At 60.4% G+C, this 14,408-nt stretch carries 7 protein-coding genes; 5 read left to right on the plus strand and 2 right to left on the minus strand.

The window, feature by feature from the left end; genetic code table 11:
* Window positions 1-180 precede the first annotated feature (180 nt).
* On the minus strand, window positions 181-1,197 hold the full coding sequence (locus tag D5261_RS16985; RefSeq protein ID WP_165864328.1) for an NAD(P)H-dependent glycerol-3-phosphate dehydrogenase: 1,017 nt from the start codon (window positions 1,195-1,197) through the stop codon (window positions 181-183).
* A 186-nt stretch (window positions 1,198-1,383) separates the two neighbouring features.
* Between D5261_RS16985 and rpoB the strand changes: the two genes are divergently transcribed.
* Window positions 1,384-5,538, plus strand: coding sequence for a DNA-directed RNA polymerase subunit beta (gene rpoB / locus D5261_RS16990; RefSeq protein WP_119322407.1), 4,155 nt, complete (start codon window positions 1,384-1,386; stop codon window positions 5,536-5,538).
* 260 nt (window positions 5,539-5,798) lie between these two features.
* On the plus strand, window positions 5,799-10,244 hold the full coding sequence (rpoC, locus tag D5261_RS16995) for a DNA-directed RNA polymerase subunit beta' (RefSeq protein ID WP_119322406.1): 4,446 nt from the start codon (window positions 5,799-5,801) through the stop codon (window positions 10,242-10,244).
* Between the two features lie 61 nt (window positions 10,245-10,305).
* Here rpoC and D5261_RS17000 read toward each other — a convergent pair whose 3' ends face one another.
* Entirely contained in the window at window positions 10,306-10,911 is a 606-nt protein-coding gene (locus D5261_RS17000; protein ID WP_119322405.1) for a Uma2 family endonuclease, read from the minus strand.
* 400 nt (window positions 10,912-11,311) lie between these two features.
* On the opposite strand from D5261_RS17000, the gene rpsL reads away from it, so the two are divergent.
* The 3 genes from rpsL (at window position 11,312) to fusA (ending at window position 14,403) form a co-directional block, all read left to right on the plus strand.
* Window positions 11,312-11,716 carry a 30S ribosomal protein S12 gene (gene rpsL / locus D5261_RS17005; RefSeq protein WP_119322404.1) on the plus strand — a complete coding sequence of 135 codons (405 nt, stop codon included), beginning with the start codon at window positions 11,312-11,314 and terminating at the stop codon, window positions 11,714-11,716.
* 45 nt (window positions 11,717-11,761) lie between these two features.
* Window positions 11,762-12,232, plus strand: a complete 471-nt coding sequence (gene rpsG / locus D5261_RS17010; protein WP_119322403.1) for a 30S ribosomal protein S7 — start codon at window positions 11,762-11,764, stop codon at window positions 12,230-12,232.
* Window positions 12,233-12,303: 71 nt separating this feature from the next.
* A complete protein-coding gene (gene fusA / locus D5261_RS17015) occupies window positions 12,304-14,403 on the plus strand; it encodes an elongation factor G (RefSeq protein ID WP_119322402.1) in 2,100 nt (699 codons plus the stop codon).
* Window positions 14,404-14,408 lie beyond the last annotated feature (5 nt).

Genomic DNA, 14,408 nt, shown 5'->3' on the forward strand with positions numbered 1-14,408 from the left:
ACCTACCGCGTGCTCCCTGGCAAACCCACCCCGGCCCTGCGGGCCACCCCTCCCGCGACGGGAAGGGTTATTTCAGAGCGTGTTATCGCAGATGGCTTTCGTAAGAGGCAGTCTTACAAACCCTTCCCGTCGCGGGATGGGTGGCCCGCAGGGCCGGGGTGGGTTTGCCCCGAGGCCCCTTTAATTCCCAAACTCATCCCGCGCGGCGCGGGTCATCAGTTCTTCCACGGCGACCGCCGCCGACACGCCTTCGTGCAGCACGGCGTTGATCGCCGCGAAAACGGGGGTCTGGACTTGGTAGCGGCGGCTCAATACCTGGGCGGCGCGCGCGGTTGGGACGCCTTCGGCGGCTTGGTGGAGCTCGGTCAGGATCTCCTCGATGGATTTGCGCTGGGCGAGCCCGAGACCGACGCGGTAGTTGCGCGAGAGGCGGGAGGCGGCGGTCGCCATGAGGTCGCCGACGCCGGAGAGGCCGAGGAAGGTGAGGGCTTTGCCGCCGGTGGCGACGCCGAGCTGGGTCATTTCGATCAGGCCGCGCGACATCAGGGCCGCTTTGGTGTTATCGCCGAAGCCAAGGCCGTCCGAGATGCCGGCGCCGATCGCGAGCACATTTTTCAAGGCGCCGCCAAGCTCCACGCCTTTGACGTCCGTGTTGGTGTAGACGCGGAAGGTGCGCTCGGTCATGAGCATCTCCTGCGCGGAGCGGGCGATCTGCGGATCGTAGCTGGCGACGACTGTCGCGGTCGGGACGCCGTGAGAAAGCTCGGTGGCGAGGTTTGGGCCGGAGAGCACGGCGAGTCCCGCGTAGGGGACATCGCTGAGAAGCGTGGTGATCTGTTCGGAGGTCGTGAAACCGGTGTCGGCCTCCAAGCCCTTGCAGGCGCTCAGGATGCTCGTGCGCGGCTGGAGGAAGTCGGCGGCTTCGGAGACCACGGAGCGGACGCCGTCGGAGGCGACCGCGACGATGATCCAGTGCGCGTCGTGAACGGCTTCCTTCATGGACGCCGTGGGAGCGACCGTCTCGCCAAGCGGCGTCTCCGGCAGATATTTCGGATTGCGGCCCTGGGCCTTGATCGCTTCGATCAGTTCGCTGTCCCGATCCCAAAGCGACACATGATACTGTTTCCCGCCGAGCAGATACGCCAGCGCGCTGCCCCAGCTCCCGGCTCCCAGAATAGCGATTCGCTCTTGTTCCATCGTGAATCTTCTCCCCATCGTCTTTGCGGGCGCCGCCGCGAAGGATTCGAGGCGCGCCGTGCGGGCCTTATTATACTTGAAAACAGCTCTGGTGAAAATAATAGGATTATTTTCACAGGGGCTCTTGACATCCCATAGATGGTGTGGTAGGATGTACGTTCGTGCGTTGGCACAGGAGGTCTAGGTTTGAAAGAGATTCAGCACACTACGAAGCAAACTGCTCACGTGGTGGATGTCCCCAACCTCGTTGAACTTCAACTCGATTCCTACCGTTGGTTCCTGGAAGAAGGACTGAAAGAGCTTTTCGAGAGTTTTTCCCCGATTACAGATTTTACCGGCAATCATTCCATCGAGCTTGTTGAGTTTTCCTTGGGTGAGCCGAAGTATGACATTAATGAATGTCGCGCCCGTGACGTTACGCTCGAGTCGCCGATCAAGGCGCGCGTGCGGCTTTCGTCCAGCGGCAGCGAGGTAATTGAAAGCGAAGTTTATCTGGGCGATCTGCCCCTGATGACCGACAAAGGAACGTTTGTCATCAACGGCGCCGAGCGCGTCGTCGTTTCGCAGCTGGCCCGTTCGCCTGGCGTATACTTCAAGGATACGCTGGACTTCTCCGGCCGCCAGCTCTACTACGCCACGATCATCCCCAGCGAAGGCGCCTGGGTCGACGTGGAGACGGACGCGTCTGACGCCATCACGGTGCGCATCGGCCAAACCCGTAAGTTCCCGATCACCACGCTGCTGCGTGCGCTGAATCTCTTCCCGATCGCCTCGCCCGACGGCGTGCGCGAAGTTCCGTGGAAAGAGCTGAGCGGCAAGCTTCTGGCTTCGCCGATCGTCGATCAGGACACCGGCGAAGTTCTGCTGGAAGCCGGCACCGTTGTCGGCGTTCAGGAGATGCGCAAGGTTGAGAAGGCCGCTCTTCCCGAGTTCTTCGAAGTCGAGCTGCCGTCCACGCCCTGCGATTCGACCACGGACATTCTGAAGCTGTTCGCCGAGCCGGAGACGATTGCGAACCCGAGCCGCGAAACCATCTTCAACAAGTTCCGCACCGATCTGGAAGTGCTGGAGTTTGACGACGACGGTCATCCCGTCCTCAACGACGACGGCTCGCCCCGCAACAGCCGCCCGCGCAAGCGGTCGCCGTATGCGGCGCAGGACATCATCGATACGTCCGGCAAGGCGATCGTCAAGGCCTACGAGAAGATCGACAAGGAAGCCGCGCGTAAGATCGAGGCCCTGGGTCTGGATACGCTGGACATCGTCTACATCAATAACTATATTGTTGCGACGCTGGACCAGGAAGGCACCGCCGTCTACAGCAAGGAAACGGCGCTGATCGACATCTACCGGAAGATCCGTCCGGGCGATCCGGCCACGCCGGAATCCGCGCGTTCGCTGATCAACTCGATCTTCTTTGACTCGCGCCGCTACGACCTCGCGAAGGTCGGCCGGCACAAGATGAACAAGAAGCTGAGCCTTTCACTGCCGCTCAGCATCCGCAACATCACCAAGGAAGACGTGATCGCGATCATGCGGTACGTCGTCACCCTTTCGCTGGGCGACGGCACCGTGGACGACATCGACCACTTGGAGAATAAGCGCGTCCGCTCCATCGGCGAACTGCTGTACTCGCAGCTTCGCCTCGGCTTCCTCCGTATGGAGAAGGTCGCCAAGGAGCGCATGACGAGCCTGGACAGCGAGAATATCCTGCCGCAGGTCATCTTGAGCGTCAAGCCGATTTCGGCGTCGATCAAGTCGTTCTTCGGCTCGTCGCAGTTGTCGCAGTTCATGGACCAAACGAACCCGCTCGCCGAGCTGACGCACAAGCGTCGTCTTTCGGCGCTGGGCCCGGGCGGTTTGAGCCGGCAGTCCGCGAAGCTCGAAGTCCGCGACGTTCACCACTCGCACTATGGCCGTATCTGCCCGATCGAGACGCCGGAAGGCCCGAACATCGGTCTGATCGGAAGCCTCGCGGTGCATGCTCGCGTCGATCAGTTCGGATTTATCGAGACGCCTTATCGTCGCGTTATCTCCGGCAAGGTCACGAACGATCTGGACTGGCTGCCCGCCGACGGCGAGCACCACTACAAGATCGCTCCGGCGAGCGTGCGTCTGAATCCGGACAACACGTTCACCGAGGCGCTGGTCCAGGTGCGTAACCAGAACCAGTACCCGCTGATCAAGGCGACCGAAATCGACTACATGGACGTTTCGCCGCAGCAGATCGTTTCTGTCGCGACAGCCATGATCCCGTTCCTGGAGAACGACGACGCAAACCGCGCGCTGATGGGCTCGAACATGCAGCGCCAGGCCGTCCCGACCCTGCGTCCGGATGCGCCTGTTTGTAAGACGGGGATGGAGCGCCGCGCTGCGGTCGACTCCGGAGCCGTCATCGTCGCTCTGCGCTCAGGCATCGTCAAGCGCGTCACCGCCGAAGAGATCGTCGTCATCGCGGATGAAGACGGCGGCGAGGACACCTATCGGCTGCTGAACATGCTTCGGTCCAACCAGGCCACTTGTATCACGCAGCGCCCGATCGTCAACAACGGTCAGCGCGTACGTGACGGTCAGGTCATGGCGGACGGTCCGTGCACCGATCAAGGTGAGCTCGCCCTCGGACAGAACGTGCTGGTCTCGTTCGTTCCGTGGAACGGCTACAACTTCGAGGACGCCATTCTTCTTTCGCAGCGTCTGGTCCGCGACGACGTCTTCACCTCGATCCACATCGAGAAGTATGAAGTCGAAGCCCGCGACACGAAGCTCGGACCGGAAGAGATCACGCGCGACATCCCGAATGTCGGCGAGGACGCTCTGAAGGACCTGGACGAGAACGGCATCATTCGCATCGGCGCGGAAGTTCGGCCCGAGGATATCCTGGTTGGTCGCGTTGCTCCCAAGGGGCAGGGCGAACTGACGGCGGAAGAGCGGTTGATCATTGCGATCTTCGGCAAGAAGGCGGAAGAAACCCGCGATGTCTCGCTGCGCGTTCCGCACGGCGAAAAGGGCAAGATTGTCGACGTCAAGGTCTTCTCTCGCTTCAAGTATAAGGACAAGAAGGGCCGCGTCTTCAACTTCTCGAAGCGTCCCGATAGTCTTCATTCCGAAGACTGGGACGGTGAGCTGGAGCGGCTGCCCGGAGATGAACTGTCCGCGGGCGTCAACATGCTGGTTCGTGTCTACATCGCCCAGAAGCGAAAGGTCATGGAAGGCGACAAGATGGCGGGACGCCATGGCAACAAGGGTGTCATCTCCAAGATCTTGCCACAGGAAGACATGCCGTTCCTTCCGGACGGCACTCCGGTTGATATCGTTCTGAACCCGCTTGGCGTTCCGGGACGTATGAACATCGGACAGATCCTGGAGACTCACCTGGGCCTGGTCGGAAAAGCGATGGGCTGCTCGTTCGTCAACCCGATCTTCGAGAGCGCGACGGAAAGCGAGATCCTGGACGACATCGGCGATTACGCCGAGATGCTGCGCAACGATAAGCTGCGCACATATGTCGAAAAGGAGCTTCGTCTCGACCTGGAAGCCAGCAAGAAGGACAAAGTCGACGTCCTTCTGGATAAGCTGCGCGCCAAGCTGGAGACCCTGGATCCGGTTCGTCTGGAGCAGGTCGCCGCCCATGTCGGCGCGGAGCCGGCGGTCATGCTGCCCGAGGATTACGATGGCGACCTGGCGAGCTTGCCGAGCGATGAAGAGACGGGCGAAGTCCAGCTGACGAAGGTCGAAGGTTACGATGTCAACTCGATCGTCGAGCAGGTCAAGAAGAACGTCTGGCGCCGCAGCGGCATCATCGAGGAATCGGCGAAGTCGTGGGTGCGCGATGGTCTGAGCGGAGATTTCTTCACTCACCCCGTCACCGTCGGCCAGATCTACATGCTGAAGCTCGCTCACCTTGTCGACGACAAGATCCACGCGCGTTCGACCGGTCCGTACTCGCTCGTCACCCAGCAGCCGCTGGGAGGCAAAGCGCAGTTCGGCGGCCAGCGCTTCGGAGAGATGGAAGTGTGGGCGCTAGAGGCTTATGGCGCGGCGTACACGCTCCAGGAGATCCTGACGATCAAATCGGACGACGTTCTGGGCCGCGTCAAAACCTACGAATCCATCGTCAAGGGCGATGCGATGCTGGAGCCCGGCGTACCGGAATCGTTCAAGATTCTGGTGAATGAGCTCCAATCGCTTGGCCTGAAGGTGGCCGTTGAGGACGATCAGGAGCACGAGATCGACCTGAAGGACAAAGAAGAAGACTACGGCGACAGTGAAGGTCGCGGCCGTGGGCTGCGACCACGGCTTCCAAGAGCGGAAGCCGAAGCGGAAGCGCTGTTCGGCGGATAGTCTGATATCGCTCTCGCGGCGTTTTGAAAGCGCCGCGAGAGCGGGACACGAAAGATCTGATTTCCGGCAACCCATAATCCTGCCGGGGAGCCTTCCGTCCCGTCTGGGGCGGAAGGTTTTCCTGGTGAACGCCTCCCTCCTCCCGGAATGGCCACGGGAGGGCGAGAGTGTTGAGTCGTCGCTCGTTGGTTCTAGCACCCAATGGGCACGGCGGCGTCGCCGGAATTGTCTGTATCGGCTGTTTGGAGAATTGAAACAACATGACGGATGCCAGCGCATTTGACAAAATTCGTATCGGAATTGCGTCCCCCGCCGAAATTCGCGCCTGGTCCTACGGCGAAGTGAAGAAGCCGGAGACCATCAACTACCGCACCTTTAAGCCCGAGCGCGACGGTCTCTTCTGCGAGCGTATCTTCGGACCCGTCAAGGACTGGGAATGCCACTGCGGCCGTTATAAGAAGGTCAAGTTTAAGGGCATCATCTGCGACCGCTGCGGCGTGGAAGTCACGCGGTCCAAGGTTCGCCGCGAGCGCATGGGCCACATTGAGCTCGCCGCGCCCGTCTGCCATATTTGGTATCTCAAGGGCGTTCCGTCGCCGCTCTCGCTGCTGCTGGACATCTCCCCGCGGCCGCTGGAGAAGGTGCTTTATTTCGCCTCCTACATCGTGACCTACGTCGATCGCGGCCGCATCAACAACGAGATGTCGGAATATCGCGCGGCGCTGGACGAGAAGATCCGCGATTCCGAAGAGCAGCGCGACCTTGACATTGAGGAAGCCCGTATCGAGGCTGGCCGCGAGATCAAGTCGCACGAAGAAGGCGCCGAGCCGGAGCCCGTCTCGCAGGTCATCATCAACGAGGACGGCGAACTGGTCGAGAGCGAAGAGCTGATCGAGCCGGCGGCCGTCGAGATCTGGGACGCCGCGCGGATCAAAGACCGCAACAAGCACCTGGACGAAGAGATCAAGGACATTGAGAAGGACTCTGCGGAGTCCATCCAGTCCCTGCGCGACGCGCTGACCCTTCTGGACGAAAAAGTCGAGAAGCGCATGCTGCTCGCCGAAGACGACTACCGCAAGCTGGAGTCGCTGCTGGACGTTCTGAGCGAGAAGCTGGACCGGGACATGGGCGAAGTCGTCCGCGCCGGTCTTGGCGGCGCCGCCGTCAAGGAGCTTCTGGCGGAGATCGACCTGGACAAGCTCGCCCGGGAGCTTCGCCACGAGATCACCCAGACCCAGGGCCCGAAGCGCGCCCGCGCCATCAAGCGCCTGGAAGTGACCGAGGCGTTCATCACGTCCAAGTCGCGGCCGGAGTGGATGATTCTGGACGCCGTGCCGGTCATTTCGCCGGAGCTTCGCCCGATGGTGCAGCTCGACGGCGGACGCTTCGCCACGTCCGACCTGAACGACCTGTACCGCCGCATCATCAACCGCAACAACCGCCTGAAGAAGATCACGGAGATCCGGGCGCCTGAGAGCATCGTCAATCACGAAAAGCGCCTGCTGCAGGAAGCCGTTGACGCGCTGATCGACAACGGACGCCGGACGCGCCCGGTCGTCGGCTCGAACAACCGACCCCTCAAGTCGCTTTCGGACATGCTCAAGGGTAAGGAAGGCCGCTTCCGAAAGAACCTTCTCGGAAAGCGCGTCGACTACTCGGGACGCTCCGTCATCGTCGTCGGCCCGCGCCTGCTTCTGCACCAGTGCGGTCTGCCCAAGGAAATGGCGATCGAGCTCTTCAAGCCGTTCGTGATGAAGGCGCTGGTTGAGCGCAACTATACGAGCAACATCAAGACGGCCAAGCGCATGATCGACAAGCTAAAGCCCGAAGTCTGGGACGCGCTGGAAGACGTCATTCGCGAGCACCCGGTCCTGCTGAACCGCGCTCCGACCCTGCACCGCCTTGGGATCCAGGCCTTTGAGCCCGTGCTCGTGGACGGCAAGGCCATCCAGGTGCACCCGCTTGTCTGCCACGCCTTCAACGCTGACTTCGACGGCGACCAGATGGCCGTCCACGTGCCGCTTTCGGCGAGCGCGCAGGCGGAAGCCCGCATCCTGATGCTTTCGACGCATAACCTGTTCTCGCCCGCCAACGGCAGCCCGATCGTCGCGCCGGCGCAGGACATGGTTCTGGGCAGCTACTATCTGACGATGATGCGCGAAGGGGAGCCCACGAAGCCCTTCTTCGCCAGCGCCGACGAAGCCGCCCTCGCGTTCGACACGCAGACGATCGAGCTGCACGAGCCGATCGACGTCTATCTGAAGCAGGGCGACGACGAGCATCGCACCTTGACCCGCACGACCGTGGGCCGGATCTTGTTCAGCAACATCCTGCCGACCAACATGCGCTATGTCAATAAGCTGATGAACAAGAAGGGGCTCGGCGAGCTGATCGCGCGCTGCCACCGCACCAACGGCGACGAGCGCACGATTATCCTTCTGGACGAGTTGAAGGCTCTGGGCTTCCGTGAGGCGACCAAGGCGGGCATGACCGTAGCGATTACGGACATGGACGTTCCTGAGAAGCGCAACGAGATCCTGAAGTATACGGAAGAGGAAGTCAAGAAGCTCAACCGCAGCTACCAGCGCGGCCTGATCACCTCCGGCGAGCGCAAAGAGCGCGTACTGGAATCGTGGCAGAAGGCGGCGAAGGACGTCGGTGAGGCGATCTTCGAGAACATCGACCGGTACAACCCGATCTTCATGTTCACCGACTCCAGCGCTCGCGGCACACGCGGCCAGGTCACGCAGCTCAGCGGCATGCGCGGCGTTATGTCCGACCCGTTCGGCAACATGATCGAAGACCTCCCCGTGAAGTCCAACTTCCACGAAGGCCTTTCGACCCTGGAGTACTTCGTTTCGACGCACGGCGCCCGTAAGGGTCTTGCGGACACCGCGCTTCGCACCGCCGACGCTGGTTACCTGACGCGCCGCCTGGTGGATGTGTCGCAGGAAGTCATCGTTCGCGACGCCGACTGCAATACGGAGATGGGAATCTACGTTGAGGAGATCCGGGACAGCGGCGAAGTGATTGAGCCGCTCAACCAGCGCATCTACGGCCGCTTCGCCCTCGTGGACATCGCCTATCCGGCGAGTCATGAGAAGGCGGGGGAGATCATCGTCGCCAAGGGCGACCTGATCACCGAAGGCCTGGCGCGCGAGATTGAGGCGAGCGGACTGAAGCGCGCGGGCGTCCGCAGCCCGTTCACCTGCGAACTGCGCATGGGCATCTGCGCCAAGTGCTACGGTCTGGACCTGGCGAACTCCAAGCTGGTCGAACCGGGAGTCGCGGTGGGAATTATCGCCGCGCAGTCCATCGGTGAGCCGGGAACGCAGCTGACGATGCGCACCTTCCACACGGGAGGCATCGCGCAGAAGCAGCTCGTCGGCGTCGCCAACGTTCGGCAGCGCAAGCAGGAAGCCCTGAAAGAGCTGCACAACGACATCGCCAGCGGTATCGTCAACATCGATAGCCAGAAGGACGACAATGAGAAGGTTCCCGGAGCCGCCACGGTCGACCGTGAGCGTGTCCGCGCCGTCCAGGCGGTCCTGAAGGTTCTTGAGGACCAAGTCGGCGGTCTGCTTCGGGTCGTCGAGCTGTTCGAGGCTCGAAAGCCGAAGGGACAGGCGATCGTCACCGAGTACGCCGGCGAAGTCGCCGATATCGAGATGAAGGGTTTGCGCAAGGTCATCATTCACACCACGGTCGCGCTCGATGAGGGTTCGACGGTTGGTTTGAACGGTGAGAAGCTGGGCGTGGATGTTTATCTGGGCTCCGTCGATACCGAGGGAATGACCGCCGCCGCCGCCAAGCGCGCGGCTGAGATTCCCGAGAATCTGACGGCCGGCACCGAGCTGACCGAGAAGATGATCAAGAAGATGCGTGAAGTCGGCATCACCGCCGTGAAGATCCGCAAGGAGATCATGGTGCCGTACCGCGGTACGCTTCAGGTGAAGCCCGGCGATGTCGTGGAAGCGGGAGACCGCTTGACGGAAGGTCCGCTCGATCCGCAGAAGGTCCTGGAGCTCCAGGGCATCCGCGGCGTGCAGAACTACGTTGTCCGCGAGATCCAGTCGGTGTACACGTCCCAGGGCGTCAACATCAACGACAAGCACATCGAAGTCATCGCGCGTCAGATGCTGCGCAAGCGCAAGATCAAATCGCAGGGCGACTCCGAGTTCCTGCCCGGCCAGATGGTGGACAAGTTCGAGTTCGAGGACACGAACCGCGCCATTATCGAGCGTGAGACGCCCGGTACGGAAGCGACGGCCGACTGGCTGCTGCTTGGAATCACCGAGGCGAGCCTTGCGACCGACAGCTTCCTGTCGGCGGCGAGCTTCCAGAAGACGACCCGTGTCCTGACCGAAGCCGCCGTGCGCGGTAAGAAGGACTCGCTGGTCGGCCTGAAGGAGAACGTCATCATCGGACGTCTGATCCCGGCTGGTACGGGCCTGCCCCAGTACCGCAACTTGGAGCCGCTTCTGGAAGGCATGGACGCCGCGTCCAAGCCCGTCGGTCGCGGCAACGGCCGAGGCGGCGCCGCCGTCCTCGACCAGGAGACGACCCTGAACGACGACGACCTCGCCGTCATCCGCGAAGCCACTGGCACCAGCGGCGACAGCCTCTCGCTCCTCGCCGAGCGCGAAGCCATCGGCGGCGACTCCGACGCTCCGACAATCGACAACGACTCCGACTCCGCGATCTAAGTTGCAGAGTTAAGACAGAAAAAGGCCGCCCCCGCAAAAGCAGGGGCGGCCTTTCTATTCATTATAAAGGGAGCAACAAGCTTGCTACCGAAATTTCTCGCTCAATGGAAACAGGAGTAATCGATTGCTCTTCGGCAAATGTTATGACGGTAGAGTAACCGCTTTGCGGGGTAGGGTTACGGCAGACTTCTAATTGGCGTGTCACCAAATCTAAAATCCAATACTCTGCGATATTTGCTTTCGCAAACATTGCCGCCCGAATAACACGATCACGCGGGACAAAGCCATCATAGATTTCCATCACCAAACATGTATCAAATGCAGTCGGGTGACGAAGGCTATATTCTATGTATTCACCCTGCGCTACGACAATATCCGCCTCTGGTTCGCAGTATTCATCTAATGTAAGAGGGGAGCGGGAGAAGACCGAATAATCACCCGCATAAACTTTGCGCAGTATTTCCCGAACTCGATGAATCGCGGCGTAATACGGGCGCGGTATTGAACCCACTGTTTCATAAATGACGCCATCGATGAGTTCCCATCGCTCTTCAGGGCCAAAAATGCCGCATTCGGCCATCTTATGATACTCATCACGGTTCCAGCGCCGGGGGAGTATAATTGCTTGGGGCTTAATTGAAAGTCGACTTTGTGGCGTATGAGACATCGTAATGTGAGTCCTCCCATGACTCTGATAGCCTCATTATATCGCTGAGTGACGAAAATACGGGAATCAGAGACTATTTTATGCAGACTCAGACAAAAGCTTGACAAGCAGGTACCTCGGCAGTATAATACTAAGGTTCGTCTCGAAGAAGTGCGTTGACCGTTACTCGGTTCGCTGAGTCTTTGTTTGCGAGGGGGCCTTTTGCGGAAGCGGCAGCTGATTTGGATCAGGCTGTTTCCATGTGCTTTGACCGACAATTGTCGATCGTCATGAGTGTGTGCCCCGTGTCGCCGATTCGAAAGAATATCGCCGGCATCGGGGTGTTTTTGTGCCTCTGCTTTGAGACATCATTTTAGTAAAACGACTTAATTAACCGCCTAGCGAAAGGATTGCTAACGCAATGCCGACAATCAGCCAGCTCGTACGTAAGGGACGCAAGCGCGTCATCAAGAAGAGCAAAGCGCCCGCAATGAAGGGCAATCCGCAGAAGCGCGGAGTGTGTCTCGTTGTCCGAACCGTTTCTCCCAAGAAACCGAACTCGGCGCTGCGCAAAATCGCTCGTGTCCGTCTGACCGGCTCCGGCCGCAAGAACCCCGGCACGGAAGTGACCGCCTACATCCCGGGCATCGGCCATAACCTTCAGGAACACAGCGTCGTTCTGATCCGCGGCGGCCGCGTCAAGGACCTCCCCGGAGTCCGCTACCACATCGTTCGTGGCACGCTGGACACCCAGGGCACCAAGGACCGCAAGAGCAGCCGCTCCAAGTACGGCACCAAGCGCCCGAAGGCGGTCGTGAAGAAGTAGTTTCTGTCCGTTTTTTTAGTTGTATTTGTATTAGGAGAAGAGTTCATGCCTCGTAAAGGACCTGCAAAGAAGCGTGCGATCACACCAGACCCCGTCTATCACAACCGACTGGTGACGCGCTTCGTCAACCGGATGATGTTGGATGGAAAGAAGAGCGTCTCGGAGACGATCTTTTATAGCGCGCTGGAGCAAGTGGAGAGCCGTTCAGGTCGCAAGGGGATCGAAGTCTTCGAGCTAGCCGTGCGCAATGTAATGCCGCAGGTGGAAGTCAAGCCTCGCCGCGTCGGCGGCGCGACCTACCAGGTGCCGATGGAAATTCGCACCGATCGCAAGCTGTCCCTGGCTCTCCGCTGGCTCGTCGCCGCCGCCCGCAAGCGCAGCGGTAAGACAATGATCGAACGGCTCGCTTCCGAGCTCAACGACGCCGCCAACAATAGCGGCGCCGCGGTACGCCAGCGTGAAGAGAAGCACAAGATGGCGGATGCGAACAAGGCGTTCGCGCACTACCGCTTCTAATCGCGCAGCGACGCGTATTTGGTTTCTGACATATGGATAACGCCGGCCGATTGGCCGGCGAGGTAACTGCATTGGCACGCGAATACAGCTTAGAAAAAACAAGAAATATCGGTATCGCCGCGCACATCGACGCTGGCAAAACGACATGCACCGAGCGCATTCTTTACTACACCGGCCGAACTTACAAGATCGGTGAAGTGCACGAAGGCGCAGCGACCATGGACTGGATGGAGCAGGAGCAGGAGCGCGGCATCACGATCACGTCCGCCGCGACCACATGTTTCTGGGACAACCATCGAATCAACATCATCGACACGCCCGGACACGTTGACTTCACCGTCGAAGTTGAGCGATCCCTGCGCGTCCTGGACGGCGTGGTTGCGCTGTTTGACGCCGTCGCCGGCGTCCAGCCGCAGTCCGAAACCGTTTGGCGACAGGCCACGAAGTACCGTGTCCCGCGCATGTGTTTCGTCAACAAGATGGACCGCACGGGCGCTGACTTCTTCTTCGCCGCCGGCACGATCGTCGACCGCCTCGGCGCCAACATCGCGATCCTTCAGGTTCCGATCGGCGCGGAGACGCACTTCACCGGCGTGATCGACCTGGTCGAGAACAAGGCCATCATCTATAAGAACGATGACGGCAAGGACTGGGAAGTCACCGAGATCCCGGAAGACATGCAGGAGCTCGCCGCGGAGTACCGCGCGAAGATGGTGGAGAAAGTCGCCGAGTGTGACGAAGCCCTCATCGAGAAGTTCCTCATGGAGGAGCCGATCACTCCCGAAGAGCTGAAGGCTGCGATCCGCAAGGGCACGCTGGAACTGAAGATCGTTCCGGTTCTCTGCGGCTCCGCATATAAGAACAAGGGCATCCAGCCGCTGCTGGACGCGATTGTCTCTTACCTGCCTTCGCCCATCGATGTCGGCGCCGTTCCGGCGATCGACCCCGATACGGAAGAAGAGACGTCCCGCGAGCCGTCCGACAGCGCGCCGTTCGCGGCTCTGGCGTTCAAGTTGATGAACGACCAGCACGTCGGTAACCTGACGTTCTTCCGCGTTTACTCCGGTACGCTGACGAAGGGCTCCTATGTTTACAACGTGAACAAGGGCAAGCGCGAGCGAATTTCGCGCATCCTTCGAATGCACGCCAACAAGCGCGAAGAAGTCGATGAGGTTTTCGCCGGTGATATCGCCGCCGCTGTCGGCCTTCAACTGACGACGACCGGAGACACGCTGGCCGACGAGAAGAAGCCCGTCCTGCTGGAAGCGATCACCTTCCCCGAGCCGGTCATCTCGATCTCGATCGAACCGAAGACTAAAGCCGACCAGGAAAAGATGGGCCTTGCTCTGCAGCGCCTGTCCGCCGAAGATCCGACCCTGCGCGTCTCGACCGACCAGGACTCCGGTCAGGTCATCCTGGCGGGCATGGGCGAGCTTCACCTGGACATCATCACGGACCGCATGCGCCGTGAGTTCAAGGTAGAGTCCAACCAGGGCCGACCGCAGGTCGCTTACAAAGAGACTGTCAAGAAGGAAGCCACCGGACGCGTTCCCTTCAAGCGCCAGTCGGGCGGTAAGGGTATGTACGGCGACTGCGAAATCGTGGTCATGCCGCAGGAACCCGGCCTTGGGTTCGAGTTCGTGAATAAGACCGTTGGCGGATCGATTCCGAAGGAATTTATCAGCCCGATCCAGGCCGGCGTCAAGGAAGCCATGGAAAGCGGCGTTATCGCCGGCTACCCGATGGTGGACGTCAAGGTTCTGGTCACGGACGGATCCTTCCACGAAGTTGACTCTTCGGAAATGGCGTTTAAGATCGCCGGATCGATGAGCTTCAAGGAAGCGTGCCGCAAAGCCAGCCCGGTCATCAAAGAGCCGATCATGGCGGTGGAAGTCACCACCCCGGATCAATTCCTGGGCAGCGTCGTCGGCGACCTCAACTCGCGCCGAGGCATCATCGAAGGTCAGGAACAGAGCTATGGCGGCACCGTCGTCATCAAGGCGAAGGTTCCGCTTGCGGAGATGTTCGGATATGTGACGACTCTGCGCTCGATGACTCAGGGACGCGCTTCCTCGACGATGGAGCCCTCGCACTACGCTGAGGTTCCGCGCAACGTCTCGGAAGAGCTGATGGCGAAGGCCGCGGGCAAGCTTCAGACCCGGCAGCAGTAATTCAC

Origin of the sequence: Capsulimonas corticalis (assembly GCF_003574315.2) — a bacterium.
Taxonomy (GTDB): Bacteria; Armatimonadota; Armatimonadia; order Armatimonadales; family Capsulimonadaceae; genus Capsulimonas; species Capsulimonas corticalis.